The organism is Amycolatopsis circi (assembly GCF_003385235.1).
Classification (GTDB): Bacteria; Actinomycetota; Actinomycetes; order Mycobacteriales; family Pseudonocardiaceae; genus Amycolatopsis; species Amycolatopsis circi.
In genome coordinates, this window is record NZ_PQIA01000167.1 from 1 (window position 1) to 17,468 (window position 17,468).

Genomic DNA, 17,468 nt, shown 5'->3' on the forward strand with positions numbered 1-17,468 from the left:
TCGCATCCAGCAGATGCCCTCTCGCTCGGATTGGTCTTTCCTTCGCAAGAACAACCATCCCAGGCCAGAGGGCATCTGCGCGTCCAGACACGGCCTACAACACCACAAACACCGGTGGATCCAGGTCTGATTCCCTCAAGGAGTCCTTCACGGCACGTCACTCGTTCCGGAAAGCGGCGGCGAGGGCGGCGTATTCGTCCAGCAGCGCCAGCGTTTCCGCCTCCGGCAGCGTCGGCAACATGAAGCCGTACCGGTTCAGCCCGGCGTCGGCGTACTGCTTGATCGCGTCCGCATCGGCCGGTCCGCCGAACAGCGTCGACGGCATGTCCCCACGGCCCGCCTCAGCGAGCTGCTGACGCACGCGGCGCACCTCGTCCGGCGACACCGCTGGGTTCGGGATCCAGCCGTCGCCGTGCTCGATCAGCCGCTTCAGCGCCGCGTCGCTCGCGCCGCCGACCAGGATCGGCGGATGCGGCGTCTGCACCGGCTTCGGCCACGCGAAGATCGGATCGAAGTCGATGTGCTTGCCGTGGAACTCGGCCTCCTCCTGCGTCCAGATCGCCTTCAGCGCGGCGATCTGCTCGTTCAGCAGCGCGCCCCGCGTGCGAGGGTCGGTGCCGTGGTTGACCATTTCCTCCCGGTTCCAGCCCGCCCCGACACCGAAGGCGAACCGGCCGCGCGACACCAGGTCGAGCGACGCCACCTCCTTCGCGGTGTGGATGATGTCGCGCTGGATCAGCAGCACGACACCGGTGCCCAGCACCAGGTTCGAGGTGTTCACCGCGGCGGCGGTCAATGCCACGAACGGGTCGAGCGTGCGGTAGTAGACCCGCGGCAGCTCGCCCCCGCTGGGGTACGGCGTTTCGCGGCTCGTCGGGATGTGTGAGTGCTCCGCGAGGAAGAGGGACGCGAAGCCGCGCTCCTCCGCCGCCTCGCCGAGCACGTCGGGCCGGATGCCTTCGTCGGTCACGAACGTCGAGATGCCGAAATCCATGCCTCCTTCTACTCCGCGGATCGGGCAGGTATTCCCGCGGGCTGTTGACAGATCACCGGTCTCGTCCGCTAGCGTTAAATCATCACACGTTGAATAGGAGGCTCCGGATGGACGTGACCGACGTCGACTTCGAGGAGATGTACCAGGGCAAGACCCCGATCGGGGAGAAGATCCCGTGGGACATCGCGGGCCCGCAGCCCGCGGTGGTCGCGCTCGAAGCGGCCGGCGGGTTCCGCGGCGACGTGCTCGACATCGGTTGCGGCCTCGGCGAAAACGCGATGTACCTCGCGTCTCGCGGGCACCGTGTGACCGGTCTCGACGGCGCGCCGACCGCTCTCGGGCGGGCCCGCGAAACGGCCGCGAAGCGGGGCCTGGACATCACCTTCGACCAGGCGGACGCGACCCGGCTCGACGGGTACGAAGGCCGCTTTGACGCGGTCCTGGACAGCGCGCTCTACCACTGCCTCGACGAGGAGCAGCGGCACGCGTACGTGGCGGCGCTCGTGCGCGCGACCAAGCCCGGCGCGCAGCTGAACGTGTTCTGTTTCTCCGACACGGTTCCGGCGAATTTCCCGGTGCCGTACCGGATTACCGAGCAGAACCTGCGCGAAACGGTCGGCAACGGCTGGACGATCAGCGTCATCGAACCAGCCGTCTACACCACCGCAATGAGCCGCGAAGGCCTCATCGCCGCGGTCGCCGCCGTCTCGCAGGACGAAAAGCCGGACCCGACCGCGCTCGACGCGTTGGACGTCGACGAGCAGGGCCGGGTCCTAGTCCCGATGTGGCGGCTGGCCGCGCAGCGCGCTTGACGGTCAGACGTTGCGCCGGTACTGGCCGCCGACCTCGAAGAACGCCTCGGTGATCTGACCGAGCGAGCACACCCGCGCGGCATCCATCAGCACGTCGAACAGGTTGCCGCCGCGGGTGGCCGCGTCGCGCAGCGCCTTGAGCGCCTGCTGGGCCTCTTCGCAGTGCCCCTGCTGGAAATCGGCGAGCCGGCGCAGCTGGGACTGCTTCTCGTCCTCGGTCGCGCGGGCCAGCTCCACCTCGACGTCGTCCTCTCCCGCCTTCGGGTTGCGGAAGGTGTTGACGCCGATGATCGGCAGCGAGCCGTCGTGCTTCTTGCGTTCGTACAGCAGCGATTCGTCCTGGATCCGGCCGCGCTGGTAGCCGGTCTCCATCGCGCCGAGCACGCCGCCGCGTTCGGAGATCCGGTCGAACTCGGTGAGCACGGCCTCCTCGACCAGGTCGGTCAGCTCGTCGATCACGAACGAACCCTGCAGCGGGTTCTCGTTCTTCGACAGGCCCCACTCCTTGTTGATGATCATCTGGATGGCCATCGCACGCCGCACCGAGGACTCCGAAGGCGTGGTGATCGCCTCGTCGAACGCGTTGGTGTGCAAGGAGTTCGCGTTGTCGTAGAGCGCGCACAGCGCCTGCAGCGTGGTGCGGATGTCGTTGAAGCTCATCTCCTGGGCGTGCAGCGAGCGGCCGGAGGTCTGCACGTGGTACTTGAGCTTCTGCGACCGGTCGTTCGCGCCGTAGCGCTCGCGCATCGCCACGGCCCAGATCCGCCGCGCGACCCGGCCGAGCACCGAGTACTCCGCGTCCATCCCGTTGGAGAAGAAGAACGACAGGTTCGGCGCGAAATCGTCGATGTCCATGCCGCGCGCCAGGTACGACTCCACGTAGGTGAACCCGTTGGCGAGTGTGAAAGCCAGCTGCGAGATCGGGTTCGCCCCGGCCTCGGCGATGTGGTAGCCGGAGATCGACACCGAGTAGAAGTTGCGCACCCCGTGCTGGATGAACCACTCCTGGATGTCGGCCATCATCCGGAGGCTGAACTCGGTGGAGAAGATGCAGGTGTTCTGGCCCTGGTCTTCCTTGAGGATGTCCGCCTGCACGGTGCCGCGGACGTTCTTCAGCGCCCACTCGCGCACCTCGGCGGCCTCGGCCTCGGACGGCTCGCGCCCGTGCTCCTCGCGGAACGCGGCGAACTTCTGGTCGATCGCGGTGTTGAGGAAGAACGCGAGGATCGTCGGCGCGGGGCCGTTGATCGTCATCGACACCGAGGTGTTCGGCGCGGTCAGGTCGAAGCCGTCGTAGAGCGCCTTCATGTCGTCCAGCGTCGCGATGGAGACGCCGGAGGTGCCGACCTTGCCGTAGATGTCCGGGCGGGTGTCCGGGTCGTGGCCGTACAGCGTGACCGAGTCGAACGCCGTCGAGAGCCGCTTGGCCTCGGAATCGGCCGACAGCAGCTTGAACCGGCGGTTGGTGCGGAACGCGTCGCCCTCGCCGGCGAACATCCGCGCCGGGTCCTCGCCCTCGCGCTTGAACGGGAACACGCCCGCGGTGTACGGGAAGTAGCCGGGCAGGTTTTCCCGGCGCAGGAAGGAAAGCAGCTCGCCGGACTCGGTGTAGCGCGGCAGCGCGACGCGCGGGATCCGGTTGCCGGACAGGGTTTCCCGCCACAGCTGGGTGTGCAGCTCCTTGTCCCGGATCTTCACCACCAGCTCGTCCTGCCGGTATTCCGCGGCGAGCGCCTGGAACCGTTCGAGGAGCTTTGTCGACTCGCCGTCCACATCGGACTCCGCAGCGGCGATGAGGCCGTCCAGCGCGTCCGTGCTGGCGTCCACTTCGGACAGCGCGGCCTTGGCCTCGGCCAAGTGCTCGTGCTTGCGGATCGCGGCGACCTGCTTCTCGGTCTGCTCGTGGTATCCGCGCACCGTCTCGGAAATGTCGGCGAGGTAGCGCGCCCGGTTGCCCGGGATGATCGTGCTGGCGTCCGTCGAAACCTTGCCCGACACCGCCGGCAGCGTACCCGCCGACACCGACAGCCCGCGGTCGGCGAGCATGTCGCGCAGGTGCTGGTACAGCGCGGTCACGCCGTCGTCGTTGAACTTCGCCGCGCTCGTGCCGTACACCGGCATTTCCTCCGGCGCGGACCCGAACGCCTCGCGGTTGCGCACCATCTGGCGCGCGACGTCGCGACGCGCGTCCTCGGCGCCACGGCGCTCGAACTTGTTGATCGCGACCACGTCGGCGAAGTCGAGCATGTCGATCTTCTCCAGCTGCGACGCGGCGCCGAACTCCGGCGTCATCACGTACAGCGACTCGTCCACGTAGTCGACGATGCCCGCGTCGCCCTGGCCGATGCCCGGCGTCTCCACGATCACCAGGTCGAACCCGGCCGCCTTGCAAGCCAGGATCGATTCCTTCAGTCCAGCCGGAATCTCGCCGCTGGTGGTACGGGTGGCGAGCGAACGGAAGTACACCGGAGAGCCGTCGAGGCAGTTCATCCGGATCCGGTCGCCGAGCAGCGCGCCGCCGCCCTTGCGCCGCGACGGGTCCACCGCGAGGACCGCGATGCGCAGCTTGTCCTCCTGGTCGAGCCGGAAGCGGCGGATCAGCTCGTCGGTCAGCGAGGACTTGCCGGACCCGCCGGTGCCGGTGATGCCGAGAACCGGTACGTGCTTCTGCCCAGCGGCCTCGTTGATCGCCGACAGCCATTCGGCGGGCAGGTTTTCGCGCTGCAGCTGGGTGATCACCCGCGCAAGCGCCTGAATGTCGCCGGACAGCAGCTTGTCGACCGAGGCGGGCGGCTGCGCGGACAGGTCGCTGTCGCAGGCCTTGATCATCATGTTGATCATGCCCGGGAGGCCCATCTCGTAGCCGTCTTCGGGCGAGAAGATCCGCGCCACGCCGCGCGAATGCAGCAGATCGATCTCCTCGCGCACGATGACGCCACCGCCGCCGCCGAACACCTTGATGTGCCCCGCACCGCGCTCGTTCAGCAACTCGACGAGGTAGCTGAAGTACTCGACGTGCCCGCCCTGGTAAGCGGAGATGGCGACGCCCTGGACGTCCTCGGCGATCGCGGCCGTAGCCACCTCGTCGACGGAGCGGTTGTGGCCGAGGTGCACCACCTCCGCGCCCTGGGACTGCAGGATCCGGCGCATGATGTTGATCGAGGCGTCGTGGCCGTCGAACAAGCTGGACGCCGTGACGAACCGGACCGGGTTCGAAGGACGGTACAGATCGCTGCCGCTCATCCTCCCAATTTACTAGGACTTCCTACTATTGGAAACCCGGGCCGGGGTGACCCGGCTCTCAAGGGTTGACCCGTGCGCTATATTCAACCTATTAGTTAATTAACCGATTGATTGAGCACTGATGCCGACAGACCAGCTGAGCACCACCTTCGCCGCACTGGCGGACCCGACCCGGCGCGCGATCCTCGCCCGGCTCACTCGCGGCGAAGCCACCGTCAACGAGCTGGCCGCGCCGTTCGAGGTGAGCCTGCAAGCGGTGTCCAAGCACCTGAAAGTGCTGGAGCAAGCCGGACTGATCAGCCGCGGCCGCACTCGCCAGTGGCGCCCGTGCCGCCTGGAAGCCGCACCGCTCGCGGACGTCGCAGGGTGGGTCGCCGAGTACCGCCACTTCTGGGAAACCGGCTTCGACCGCCTGGACGAACACCTGCGGCAGCTTCAGGAGGGGACCGAATGACTGAACTGACCATCGTGCGAGTCTTCGACGCCCCACGAGAGCTGGTGTTCCAAGCCTGGACCGACCCGGCACACCTGGCCGCCTGGTTCGGCCCGCACGGCTTCGTCGCGTCCGAAACCAGCACGGACCCCCGCCCCGGCGGCGCCTGGCACAGCCGGATCACCAGCACCGAACACGACGTCGACCGCCGGGTGTCCGGCACCTACCGCGAGGTCGCGGCCCCGTCCCGGCTCGTGTTCACGTTCCGCTGGCAGCACCCGGAAGACGAAGTCGGCGAAACGCTGGTAACCATCGATTTCACTGAGCTAGCAGGCAAGACCTCGATGACGTTCCACCAAGCCCCGTTCCCGAACGCAGCTGAGCGCGATGGCCACATCGATGGCTGGCAATCCAGTTTCGAAGATCTAACCCGCACCCTGGAGGAAATGAAATGACCACCGCACTCCCCCGCGTCGTCTCTCCGGAAGAATGGGCCACCGCCCGCGAATCCTTGCTACGCAAGGAAAAAGAACACACCCGCGCCGCCGACCGACTGGCCGCCGAACGCCGCCGAATGCCCATGGTCCGCTTCGCGAAGCAGTACGAATTCACCGGCCCGGACGGCACGCAAAGCCTGCTCGACCTCTTCGACGACCGCCGCCAGCTGATCGTCTACCACTTCATGCTGCACCCCGGCGACGAAGCAGGCTGCCCCGGCTGCTCGCTGCTGGTGGACAACATGAGCCACCCAGCCCACCTCAACGCCCGCGACGTGACCCTCAAGGTCGTAGCCCCCGCGACCGCACCGGAGATCGAACGGTACTGGTCCAGGATGGGCTGGACGATCCCCTGGGTTTCCGCGGCAGGCACGGATTTCCCAGCAGACTGCGGCATCGACGGCGGCTTCGGCGTAAGCGTCTTCCTCCGCGACGGCACCGACATCTACCGCACCTACTTCACCGAAGGCCGAGGCGGCGACCAGTTCGTCACCACGCTGCGGTACCTGGACGTCACCCCGTTCGGCCGCCAAGAGGCATGGGAAGAAGAGTCCCGCGGCACCGACGCCCCCAGCAGCTGGTGGCGCCGCCACGACGAGTACTGAAACTTTCGCGCGCGAGGATGTCCAGCCCGCCATGACCGACCTGGTCTACCTAGTCCACACGTCACTGGACGGCTGCGTCGAAGGCCCGTCCGGAGAGTTCGACTGGCCCCAAATGGGCCCAGAACTCTAGGACTACGCGAACGAACTGTCCACCCGCGCCGCAATGTTCGCCTACGGCCGCCGAGTATGGGAAATGATGTCGAGCTACGGGCCAGACGTGGAGTCCATCTCAAACCACCCCCACGACCTGGCCTTCGCACCAATCTGGCGGAAAAAGCCAAACTGGTCTTCTCCCGCACCCCGACCAAGGCCGACTGGAACACCCAAACGCCACCGGCGACCTACCCGAAGAAGTCGCCAAGCACAAAGCCACCGCAAACGGCGACACCGTCGTCCTACTACGCCACCACACCAAGCGCTAACCCCAAAACCCCACCACAACGCGGGATCGCGTCGGCGTGTGGAGGGGCAGTGTGCACGGCCCCCCGGGCCGGGCGCACTGCCCCTCCACACGCCGACTAAAAGGCGATCCCGCCCGCGACGACGGAGTCGGCGCCAAAATTACTGATGCGCCTTCGCAGCCCTAAGCGCGATCCACTGCCGCATCGCATACTCAACCAACGTAATCAGCGTCTGCTTGGTAGATTCCCGCTCCCGAGCATCACACCGCACAATCGGAATGCTCGAATCAATGGACAGCGCCTCGCGCACATCATTGATGTCGTGCTCCAGCACTCCATCAAACGTATTAACCCCCACGATATACGGCAGCCCGCGATCCTCGAAGAAGTCAATGGGCGCGAACGAGTCCGCCAACCGCCGGGTATCCGCGAGCACGACCGCCCCGATCGCACCGCGCACCAGGTCGTCCCACATGAACCAGAACCGCTGCTGGCCGGGCGTGCCGAACAGGTAGAGGATCAGGTCGGCGTCGAGGGAGACGCGGCCGAAGTCCATGGCGACCGTGGTGGTCGTCTTGTGCGGGGTCTGGTCGAGGTTGTCGATGCCGCGGCTGGCGTCGGTCATCATCGCCTCGGTGGTGAGCGGAACGATTTCCGACACCGAACCCACGAAGGTCGTCTTGCCCGCTCCGAAGCCGCCCGCCACCACGATCTTCGCCGATGTCATGGTCGGGGGCGCGGTTTCCCGCGGTGCCTTAAAGCCGACGGAGTCCACTCAAAACCCTTTCCATCAACATCAAGTGTGCTTCGGCGCCGTCCTGGCCCGAGATCGTCCGGTGCACGGTGACGAGGCCGGCGTCGGCCGCGTCGCTGATCAGGACCCGTGCCACCCCCAGCGGCACTGACAGCACCGCGGCGATCTCCGCCACCGAACGCGGGGTCCGGCACGCTTCCATGATCGAGATGCTCTCGATCTGCTCCGCCGCCGCCTGGGGGAAGCCCCCCGCGGCGACATGGTCTTCGGTGGAGATCAGGGTCTCCAGTTCGAGCGCGTAGTTCGCCCGGGTGCGCCCGCCGGTGAGAGCGTACGGGCGCACGATCGACGTCTCCTCGGCCGGGTCCACCCGTTCGTGGCGCTCGGGACGGACGATCGCCGACGGCATCGAGAACTCGCCGCTCGGCGGTCCCGGGTCGAAGAGCCCGCCTGGTCTGGGGCCGTCGGAGTCCGTACTGCCCGGTGGAGAGACGAGAGAGGTCACACCATCTCCTTGGTCGGCCGGCGGCACAGGTGCCGGCGGCGGGTCCGCTGCCGCGTGCGCTCCCGCGGCGGGCGGCGCTGGGGACTGGGATTCCTTCGTTTCTTTGCCGCTCTTTTTCCGTTTTCTGCGCGAGCGGCCCGAATCCAGGCTGAACCCGTTGAGGACGTCGGCGAACGTGCCGTCGTCCCCGGCGGCGGGCTCCTCCCCGCGCGGGGGTTCGCCGCCGGTACCGGGCTCTTCGCCGAACAATCCGGACCCCTGGCTCATCGCGCCATCATCCCACCGGTTCGCCGATCAGCGAGCCCCCGGCGCCCTGCAGCTGCGCGCGCAGCTCGGGGGTCAGGATCTGGCCGACGCGGTCGACGAGCATGGTCATCTCGTAGGCGACCTGCCCGATGTCGCAGTTGGGCGCGGCGAGGATCGCCAGGCAGGAGCCGTCGCTGATGGACATCAGCACCATGATGCCGAGTTCCATCTCGACGACGGTCTCGCGCACCGAGCCCGCCTCGAAGCAGCGCGCGGCGCCCTGGGTGAGGCTGACGAGCCCGGACGCCACGGCGGCGAGCTGGTCGGCGCGGTCGAGCGGCAGCCGGTTGGAGGCCGTCAGCAGAAGACCGTCGGCCGACACGACGACCGCGTGGGCGACGCCCGGGACGCGGTCGGCGAAGTCGTTCACCAGCCAGCCGAACTGATTCTGCTGCGGCTGGGCCGCATTCGGCGAGGTCATTCACCCTCCAATGTTTCGTGGTTCGTCTCAGCGGCCTGCGCGGTGCGGTGCCTGCCGCGCTGGATCCCCTGCTGGAAACTGCTCAGGCGACCGCGCACGTCGTGCGCGTCGCGGGACGGACGGGGGCTCGCCGACCCGGCGGGCGGCGGTGCGCTGCCGGGAAGCAGTTGCTCGCCCCGGCGGCGCCGGGGCAATCCTGCCGAAGTGAAGGAAGCGGGCGTCGACTGGGACACCGACTGGACTGTCCGCCATCCTTCGTCGGAACCGAAGTTCCACTCAGCGGTAGCTTCGGCAGGATCTGGGGCGGGGCTCGCCGAACCGTCGGTGCCGCCCGGCGCTGACGGCACCGACGGCGCCTGCGAGGCGTCCTGACCGGCGGAGGACTGCCGCGACGGAGCCTGTCCCGGCACCAGCGGCTGACCCCACAACCCGGTCTGCTGCCCCGGCGTTCCGGACTGGCCCGGCGACGCGGTCGGCCCCGGCGTTCCGGTCTGGCTCGGCAGGTTCTGGCCCGGCACCCGGGTCTGGCCCAGTCCCCCGGCCAAGCCCTGCGCCGGAGCCGGAGCGGCCGGAGCCTGGTCCGCCGCCGTGCCGGACTGCGCCGCGGTTTCCGTCGGCTGGTTCGGCGCGGAAGCCGGGGACTGCGTGGCGCTGCGCCACGTCGTCAGCGGCGAAGCCTTGCCTGCCACCGGGTTCTCCGCAGGCTTGCCCCACAGCGAGGTCTGCTCCGTGCCCTGCGCGGTAGGCGCGGCGGAAGCCTGTCCGTTCGACGGAGCCGGGCTGTCCGCCTTCTCCGGCGCCGCGGTCTGGCCGTTGGCCGAAGCCTGTGCCGCCTGCGACGCGGGAGTCTGTCCGGTGCCGGAGACCGCTGCTTCGAGCCCGGCCACCGCCGCCGGGATCTGGTTCGGGTCGGCGGTCGGCGGAGCGGGCGGGAGGCTGCTCGCGCCCTTGCGGCGGGTCGGCAGGTTGTCCGGCTTGTCCGGCCGGACGCCCCGGTTGGGTTGCGGCGCGGGCAGTTCCGTGCGCGCGGCGGGTTCCTGGCGCGGCCATCCGCCGTCCGGGTCGAACGCCGGGGGCACGGCCGGGACGGGAGCCGTCTCGTCCGGCGAGTCCGCGTCCGCGGGCCGTCCGCCGAATCCGGCGGGCGCGTCCGTCGAGCCGGTGCCGGGCTGGCCGCCGAACGGCGCGGACGTACCCGGGGTGCGCTGCGGCATCCCGCCGGGACGGTTCTGGTCCGCGGGAACGCCGAACGCACCCGCGACCGTCTGCCGCCGCCGGATCGCCGCGTCGTGGGCACGAGCCCGCTCCGGTGCCGTGGTGCTGCTCGAAGCGTCCGCGGTACCGGAATCCGCAGTGCTGCCAGCGGTTTCCGGCTCCGTGCCGCGAACTTCCTGACGACCACGCGTGACGCCGCGCTGGAAGCTGTTCAGCCGCCCCCGCACGTCCGCCGGGTCTCGGACCGGGAGGTCCAGGAGACCCTTGCCCGGCGCTTCCGCCGGGGGCACCGCCGACTCCGGCGCGGCGCTGCCCGGCATGAGCTGTTCGCCGCGGCGGCGCCGGGGCAGGCCCGACTTGGTGAACGAGTTCGGCTCCACTTGGGACAGTGCCTGCACTGTCCGCCAGTTTTCGTCGCTCGCGAAATCCCAGTTGCGCTGCTGCTGTTCCTCGTCCGCTTCCGGTTCCGCGGCGGCCTTGCCCGGCGCGGAAGACGCGGGCGAAGCGGCCGGAGCGGCGGGCGGCGGCTGCGCGGGCGAACGGAACCAGGCCGACAGCATCTCGTCGAAAATCGGCGTGTTCTCGATCGTCGTCTCGGCCGCGGACGGCGGCGGGACCTCCGGAACCTGCTGCGCGGCCTGGTTCCACCAGTCGCTCAGCGTCGTCGCGTTGGCCGCGGAGAAGAGGTCCTTGCCCGAGGGCAGTTCGCCGTCGCGCTCGTCGCGGGTTTCCGCTGCCAGTTCCGGTTCCGGGCGCGGCGGCGGGACGTCGAAGGTCTGCGGGAGCTTCGGCGCGGGCGGCGGCGGGGCGGGCGTGTCGTCGTCGCGCGGGATCGGGCTGAACAGCGCGGTCCCGGACACCTCGAGGTCCGACGGCGGACGCGCGACCTTGTCGCCGGAGAAGCCCGCGAGGTCGCCGGCCGAGGGCCAGCGCTGCGTCTCCTCGGAGTTGCTGCCCTGCTGCGGAACGAGACCCGGCACGGCCGACCCGTTGGCCGGACGCTGGCGGCGGGGCAGCCCGCCCGGCGCGACGGGCGGGGCGGCGAGGCTGGTCTTGGGACCGGGCAGCTGGCCCGGTTCCGACCGGTCGCCCGGCACGGTGGCCAGCCCGGTCATCACCAGCTCCGGCGGCACCATCACGGTGGCCCGCACGCCGACGATGTCCTTGCCGCCGTGCAGCGAAACGCCGATGCGGTGGCGGCCGGCGAGGCGGCCGACCACGAACAGGCCCATCCGGCGCGAGGTCGCGAGGTCGACCGAGCCCGAGTCGGTGAGCCGGCCGTTGGCCTCCACCACCTCGTACTCGTTCATGCCGATGCCCTTGTCGAGGATGTCGACGTTGAGCGAACCGTCCTCGGCGAGCCGCGTCGCGACCGTCACCTGGGTTTCCGGCGCGGAGAACGCGGTCGCGTTGTCCAGCAGCTCCGCGATGAGCCGCTGGACGTCGCTCGCGGCGAACCCGACGATCTTCACCGCGGGCGGGTGCTGCACCGAAACCCGTTGGTACTGCTCGATTTCCGACACCGCGGCGCGCAGCACGTCGTGCGTGGCGACCGGCTGGCCGGAACGGCGGCCCGGCTCGGCGCCGGAGAGGACCATCAGGTTCTCGTTGTTGCGCCGCATCCGGGTGGCGAGGTGGTCGAGCTGGAACAGCGTGGCGAGCTGGTCGGCGTCTTCCTCGTCGCGCTCCAGCCGCTCGATCAGCTGCAGCTGCCGCTGCACGAGGCTCTGGCTGCGGCGCGACAGGTTGACGAACACGCTGGAGTAGCCGGCGCGCATGGCGGCCTGTTCGGTCGCCAGCTTCAGCGCCTGGCTGTGCACCTTCTCGAACGCCCGCGCGACCTCGCCGACCTCGTCCTGCACCTGGACCGGCACCGGCTCGACCTCGACGCTCTGCGCGCGGCCCTCCTGGATGTTGCGGACCGCCTCGGGCAGGTCCTTCTCCGCGACGTCCAGCGCGCTGCGGCGCAGGACCTTCAGCGAGCGCAGCAGCTGGCGGGAGATGACGAACACGACCGCGGCGGCGGCGGCGAGCGCGGCGAACAGCAGCACGGCCAGCAGACCGGCGCTGCTGCCGGCGTCCTCCACCAGCGCGGACGACGCCGCGGTGAGGTCGGTGCTCATCCGGCCGGAGACCTCGGTCAGCTGCGCGGTCACCGCGTTCGAGGCGTTGTTCCACTCCTGCGGCGAGATCCGCTTGAGCGCGTCGTCGGTCGAGACGCCCTGCCCGCCGAGCACGGTGCCGAGCATCCGCTTGCGGTCGTACGAGGTGTCCGGCTTGAGCGTGCTCTCGAAGTCGAGGCGCTGCGGCGCGGTGGCGGCCGCGTTGAAGTCGGCGACGCGGTCGTCGAAACGCAGTTCCGCGTCGCGCACGTCGCTCAGCTGCTGCGGGGTCAGCGTGCCGGCGGAGATGCCGTAGCCCACCAGCGACTGGGTGACCGACGCCTGTTCTTTGGCCGCTTCGAGGTCGTGCAGCGCGCTCGGGGTGCTGCCGAGCGCGTCGGCGCTCGCGCCCGCCGACACCGCGGTGTCGGCTCCGATCAGCGCGCTGGTGACGGCGTTGTAGTCGCCGACGGCCTCGGCCGCGTTCAGCAGGCCGGCCCCGACCTGCTGGCGGATCACCGCGATCTCGTTGACCTGCGCGGTCGCCGAGTTCACCGCGCCGGACACGCTCGAACCGTCGGCCCCTACCCGGGCGGCCGCCTCGGTGAACGGCGCGACCGCCGCGTCGGTGGCCGCGCGGGCGGCCTTCAGTTCGGGGGTGACGCCCGAGGTGCCCGCGATGAGCTGGGCGGCGGTCTGGGTGCGTTCGCGCTGCAGCCCGTCGGTGAGCGCGCGCAGCTGGGTGCTCAGCCCGACGAGCCGGTCGATCCGCTGGTAGTCGCTCGACCGCGAGACCTGGCCCGCGATGGCGGTAATGCCGAGGACGAGCGCGAGCACGATGGGGACGATCGTGACCGCGGACAGCTTGACCGGCAGGCCCCAGTCCCGCCAGCGCAGCGCCGCGCGCCAGCCCGACGACCAGCGCGGCCGCTTGGGCGGGCGGCCGAGCAGCTTCTCCACAGGCACTTGGCCTTCTCCTACGGTCACGAAAGTGACTCCCTGTCCGGCGTCGTGGCGGCCCGTCGGCGGTTCCCGCGGCTCTGTCCGCTCCCGGTGCGCAGCGCGCTTCCGGCGCGGAGCCCCGCGGTCCGCCTGCCCGCGCGTCCGACCAGGGGCGGACGCGTGCTCGCCGACCCGGCACCGGTCCGGGAGGCGATCGGCTTCCCGGGACTATGCACGTGCACGACGCAACTTGCGGACTGCACGGCGGTGGTCGAGATCAACTTGTCTGCGCCTATCGATCGCTGCGGGCGGCTGGGGCCAAAGAATCGTACACCAATCGCCGCCTGCGTTATTGCGTTCCGCATCGGGGGGCTGACCTGGGAAAATAGTCGGACTGCGGCAACTCTGAGCCGCGGATTCGAGAAGGATCGCCCGGCGCGGGAATTCCGGTTACCCGCCGCTCTCGGCACCGGCGTCCGGCCGTCACCCGATTAGCCCACACAGGGTAAGCAACACCCTCTTTGGGACTACGCTCCGTGCCCCCATCGGGTGGGTGCCCCCGGAAGTTGAACCCGATGTTGTGGAGATGCAGCGACGCGCCGCCCGACCCGGTGATTTTTGCCAGCCTCCCTTCTCTGCCTGGGAATCCCCGCCGGGCCGCGGACCTGCCCGCCGAAGCGGAGCGGCCGCCCCGCCCGGCGGCTACGACCGGTCACCGTAGTGGATCTTGACCGGCCCGTCACTCCGCCATCTGCCGCAACTCGGACGGAGCCCGGCAACTCCCCGTGACATCGGTGCTCACTATTCCGAGTGATCAGCCTGTGATCTGCCCGGACCCGCCGTTTCCCGCTATTTCCCGGGCGAAAAGGAATTTCCGGCGCCCTCCCGAACCGGCTTTTTCCGCGTTCCGGCGGCGTCGTTACTATGGCCGCCTCCCAGTCCGCAAGGGCGATCCGGGCGCTTTCTCGAACGATGCCCGCCGCCATCCACCGCGCAAGTTGCCGGAGGCAGCCATGCACAACGTCGCGCGCACCACCGGACCGGCCGCCGCGGCCGAGGACACCGGTCAGATGCCCGCGCTGTTCGACCGCGAAGGAGGCGACGCCGCCCCCCGCAGCAGGCGCCGCAAGCGCGGCCCGGACTACGAGCAGATCCAGCGCAGCCCCCAGTTCCGCTCGCTGCGCAGCCGCTTCCGCCGGTTCGTGTTCCCGATGAGCATCGGGTTCTTCGCCTGGTACCTCGTCTACGTCGTGCTCGCCGCCTACGCGAGCGACTTCATGAGCACGCCGGTCTTCGGCCTGGTCAACGTCGGCATGCTGCTCGGTCTCGGCCAGTTCGCCACCACCGCGGCGATCACCGCGCTGTACGTCCGCTTCGCCGACCGCGAGATGGACCCGCGCGCGGCCGAGATCCGCGCGCAGGCCGCCGTCACGGAAGGAACCCCTCAGTGACCACCGCTTCGCTCGCCGAAGGAGCTTCGGCGAGCAACCCGCTGATCAACACCGGGGTGTTCGCGCTGTTCGTCGCGATCACCCTGTTCGTGGTCTACCGCGCGGGCAACCGCCGCTCGTCCACGTCGGGCTACTACACCGCCGACAGCGCCTTCACCGGAAGGCAGAACGGCGTCGCGCTGTCCGGCGACTTCCTGTCCGCGGCGTCGTTCCTCGGCATCGCCGGCGCGATCGCGATCAACGGCTACGACGGCTTCCTCTACTCCATCGGCTTCCTCGTCGCGTGGCTCGTCGACCTGCTGCTGCTCGCGGAGCTGCTGCGCAACACCGGCCGCTTCACCATGGGCGACGTGCTCAGCTTCCGGATGAAGCAGCGTCCGGTGCGCGCCGCGTCGGCCACGTCGACGCTGGTGATCTCCTTCTTCTACATGCTCGCGCAGATGGCGGGCGCGGGCGGCCTGGTCGCGCTGCTGCTGGACGTCCACTCCAAGTGGGGCCAGGCGATCGTGATCACCGTGGTCGGGCTGGTGATGATCTCCTACGTGCTGCTCGGCGGCATGAAGGGCACCACCTGGGTGCAGATCATCAAGGCCACCATCCTGCTCACCGCGGCCTCGCTGATCACCGTGTTCCTGATGGGCAAGTACGGCTTCAACTTCTCGAGCCTGCTGCGCGCGGCCACCGACCACAGCCCGATGGGCAAGGACCTGCTCTCCCCCGGCGGCTCCTACGGCAAGAACGGCACCACGAAGCTCGACTTCGTCTCGCTGTCGCTGGCGCTGGTGCTCGGCGTCGCCTCGCTGCCGCACGTGCTGATGCGCTTCTACACCGTGCCGAACGCCCGCGAGGCGCGCCGCTCGGTGGTGTGGGCGACCGCGTGCATGTTCGTGTTCTACCTGTGCACGCTGGTGATCGGCTTCGGCGCGGCGGCGATCGTCGGCCCGGACGAGATCAAGGCCGCGCCCGGCGGCGAGAACTCGGCCGCACCGCTGCTGGCCCTGCACGTCGGCGGGACGGTGCTGCTCGGCGTCATCTCGGCGGTCGCGTTCGCGACGATCCTCGCCGTGGTGGCCGGGCTGACGCTGACCGCGTCCGCCTCGTTCGCGCACGACGTCTACGCGAACGTCATCAAGCGCGGCAAGGCCGAGCCGGAGGACGAGGTCCGGGTCGCCCGGCTGACCGCGGTCGTGATCGGCCTGTTCGCCATCGTCGGCGGCATCCTCGCCAACGGCCAGAACATCGCGTTCCTCGTGGCGCTGGCGCTCGCGGTGGCGGCGTCGGCGAACCTGTCGACCCTGCTGTACTCGCTGTTCTGGAAGCGGTTCAACACCACCGGGACGCTGTGGAGCATCTACGGCGGGCTCATCGCCTGCGTCGTGCTGGTGCTGTTCTCGCCGGTGGTGTCGGGCGCGCCGGACTCGATCTTCCCGAGCGTCGACTTCCACTGGTTCCCGCTGAAGAACCCGGGCCTGGTGTCGATCCCGGTGTCGTTCCTGTGCGGCGCGATCGGCACGTTCGTCGGCCGCTCGAAGGGCGATTCGGCCAAGCACGCGGAGATGGAGGTCCGGTCGCTGACCGGCATCGGCTTCGGCTCCTGACCCCCGGCAGAAAAAAACCGCGGCGCCCGGAAAGTCCGGGCGCCGCGGTTTTTTGCTGCTCAGAAGATGTCGCGCCCGGCCTGCACGCGGTGCGTCACCCGGCGTTCGACGACGAACGACACGAACGGGACGCACCCGGCCAGCAAGACCAGGACGGTGCTCTTGATCGACCAGCGGGCCTTGAGCGCGAGGTCGATGGTGAGCACCAGGTAGATCATGTAGAGCACGCCGTGGATCGGCGAGTACACCGCGGCGGGCGTGGCGTTGCCGAAGCCGTACTCGATGACCATGGTGGCGCAGAGCGCGAGCAGGCCGACACCGGTCACGTACGCGCTGGCGCGGAACCGGGTCAGCGAGCCGGACACCTTCGACTGGCGAGCGGGGGCGGCACCGTCGGTGCTGGTCGTCATGGGAGCGTCCTCATTTCCGCGGGCGTTCAGGACTGCTGGTCGCGGGCGTTGAGCTCGCGCAGGTAGCGGTTGTAAGCGGCGAGTTCGTCGTCTTCTTCGACGGGTGCCGCGGCCGGGCGCGGCGCGGGCACGCGAACCGGGGCCGGGGCGGGTGCGGTGTGGCCGGCCTGGTCGGCGGCTTCCTCTTCGCGTTCGCGCAGCTTCTTGATGCGCCAGAACATGAACGCGGGGAACAGTCCGAAAAGCGGCCATTGCAGCACGTAGCCGAGGTTCTGGAAGGTGCCGGTGGCGGACGTGAACCGGTCCCACTGCCACCAGGCCAGCCCGCAGCACAGCGCCAGGCTCACGACGCTCGTGGCGACGATCATGAGCCGGCGCCCGAGCGGGGACGCGGCCGGGCCGGGATCTGCGGGCACGGTATCGACGCTAGCACTGGCGCGAGGGAGCGTTGCTGAGAGGCGGCGAGGTCGTGACCGGCGCCCCAACCCGCGGCTTGCGGCCGGATTCGCCGCGGTTGCCGCGCCGGAGCTGGCTTCGGGCGAACCTCCGGAAGCAGCGCCCACCGGACGCTTTCGTGACTCGGCCCGGGCTCTAAGGGCGTCGCTGCGGTGCGGACGTGGTCCGTGAAGGGCCCCTTGAGGGAATCTAAGTACCAATGCCAGGAACTTAAGCGTGGTTGATCACGGTTCGGCGGTGGTGTGCGTGGCGGGTGGTTAGGCGACAGGGCTCCCGGCTAGGACTGGCGATTGCCTAGATCGTCCGGTCTGTTCGCGGGGAGC

General features: G+C 69.4%; 14 protein-coding genes. 6 read left to right on the top strand and 8 right to left on the bottom strand.

The window, feature by feature from the left end; all coding sequences use genetic code 11:
* Window positions 1-157: 157 nt before the first annotated feature.
* Window positions 158-994 carry an LLM class F420-dependent oxidoreductase gene (locus tag D0D37_RS41135; RefSeq protein ID WP_116205987.1) on the bottom strand — a complete coding sequence of 279 codons (837 nt, stop codon included), beginning with the start codon at window positions 992-994 and terminating at the stop codon, window positions 158-160.
* 107 nt (window positions 995-1,101) lie between these two features.
* Between D0D37_RS41135 and D0D37_RS41140 the strand changes: the two genes are divergently transcribed.
* On the top strand, window positions 1,102-1,806 hold the full coding sequence (locus D0D37_RS41140; RefSeq protein ID WP_116205988.1) for a class I SAM-dependent methyltransferase: 705 nt from the start codon (window positions 1,102-1,104) through the stop codon (window positions 1,804-1,806).
* 3 nt (window positions 1,807-1,809) lie between these two features.
* On the opposite strand, the gene icmF is transcribed toward D0D37_RS41140, so the two are convergent.
* A complete protein-coding gene (gene icmF, locus D0D37_RS41145) occupies window positions 1,810-5,049 on the bottom strand; it encodes a fused isobutyryl-CoA mutase/GTPase IcmF (RefSeq protein WP_116205989.1) in 3,240 nt (1,079 codons plus the stop codon).
* Window positions 5,050-5,170: 121 nt separating this feature from the next.
* Here icmF and D0D37_RS41150 point away from each other — a divergent pair, with 121 nt between their 5' ends.
* Genes D0D37_RS41150 through D0D37_RS41160 form a run of 3 tightly spaced genes read left to right on the top strand, consistent with a single transcriptional unit; the run spans window position 5,171 to window position 6,584 of the window.
* Complete coding sequence (locus D0D37_RS41150) at window positions 5,171-5,503, top strand: ArsR/SmtB family transcription factor (protein WP_116205990.1); 333 nt, start codon at window positions 5,171-5,173, stop codon at window positions 5,501-5,503.
* Window positions 5,500-5,937, top strand: a complete 438-nt coding sequence (locus D0D37_RS41155; RefSeq protein ID WP_116205991.1) for an SRPBCC family protein — start codon at window positions 5,500-5,502, stop codon at window positions 5,935-5,937. The genes D0D37_RS41150 and D0D37_RS41155 overlap by 4 nt, the downstream gene beginning before the upstream one ends.
* Window positions 5,934-6,584: a DUF899 domain-containing protein gene (locus D0D37_RS41160; RefSeq protein ID WP_116205992.1), complete on the top strand. Its 651-nt coding sequence runs from the start codon at window positions 5,934-5,936 to the stop codon at window positions 6,582-6,584. Before D0D37_RS41155 ends, D0D37_RS41160 begins: the two co-directional genes overlap by 4 nt.
* A 561-nt stretch (window positions 6,585-7,145) precedes the next feature.
* Here D0D37_RS41160 and D0D37_RS41165 read toward each other — a convergent pair.
* The 4 genes from D0D37_RS41165 to D0D37_RS41180 are packed head-to-tail and all read right to left on the bottom strand — an operon-like array spanning window position 7,146 to window position 13,275.
* Entirely contained in the window at window positions 7,146-7,760 is a 615-nt protein-coding gene (locus D0D37_RS41165; RefSeq protein WP_116205993.1) for a GTP-binding protein, read from the bottom strand.
* The gene (locus tag D0D37_RS47645) at window positions 7,741-8,511 is read right to left on the bottom strand and encodes a DUF742 domain-containing protein (RefSeq protein ID WP_208720489.1); all 771 of its coding nucleotides are present in this window, start codon (window positions 8,509-8,511) and stop codon (window positions 7,741-7,743) included. The genes D0D37_RS41165 and D0D37_RS47645 overlap by 20 nt, the downstream gene beginning before the upstream one ends.
* 7 nt (window positions 8,512-8,518) lie before the next feature.
* The gene (locus D0D37_RS41175; RefSeq protein WP_037809909.1) at window positions 8,519-8,971 is read right to left on the bottom strand and encodes a roadblock/LC7 domain-containing protein; all 453 of its coding nucleotides are present in this window, start codon (window positions 8,969-8,971) and stop codon (window positions 8,519-8,521) included.
* Complete coding sequence (locus D0D37_RS41180; protein ID WP_425267024.1) at window positions 8,968-13,275, bottom strand: sensor histidine kinase; 4,308 nt, start codon at window positions 13,273-13,275, stop codon at window positions 8,968-8,970. The genes D0D37_RS41175 and D0D37_RS41180 overlap by 4 nt, the downstream gene beginning before the upstream one ends.
* A gap of 968 nt (window positions 13,276-14,243) precedes the next feature.
* Here D0D37_RS41180 and D0D37_RS41185 point away from each other — a divergent pair.
* The gene (locus tag D0D37_RS41185) at window positions 14,244-14,681 is read left to right on the top strand and encodes a DUF485 domain-containing protein (RefSeq protein WP_116205995.1); all 438 of its coding nucleotides are present in this window, start codon (window positions 14,244-14,246) and stop codon (window positions 14,679-14,681) included.
* Window positions 14,678-16,279: a solute symporter family protein gene (locus tag D0D37_RS41190; RefSeq protein WP_116205996.1), complete on the top strand. Its 1,602-nt coding sequence runs from the start codon at window positions 14,678-14,680 to the stop codon at window positions 16,277-16,279. Before D0D37_RS41185 ends, D0D37_RS41190 begins: the two co-directional genes overlap by 4 nt.
* A 59-nt stretch (window positions 16,280-16,338) precedes the next feature.
* Here D0D37_RS41190 and D0D37_RS41195 read toward each other — a convergent pair whose 3' ends face one another.
* A complete protein-coding gene (locus D0D37_RS41195) occupies window positions 16,339-16,689 on the bottom strand; it encodes a DUF3817 domain-containing protein (RefSeq protein WP_116205997.1) in 351 nt (116 codons plus the stop codon).
* 26 nt (window positions 16,690-16,715) lie between these two features.
* Complete coding sequence (locus D0D37_RS41200) at window positions 16,716-17,057, bottom strand: hypothetical protein (RefSeq protein ID WP_208720491.1); 342 nt, start codon at window positions 17,055-17,057, stop codon at window positions 16,716-16,718.
* Between the last annotated feature and the right edge of the window lie 411 nt (window positions 17,058-17,468).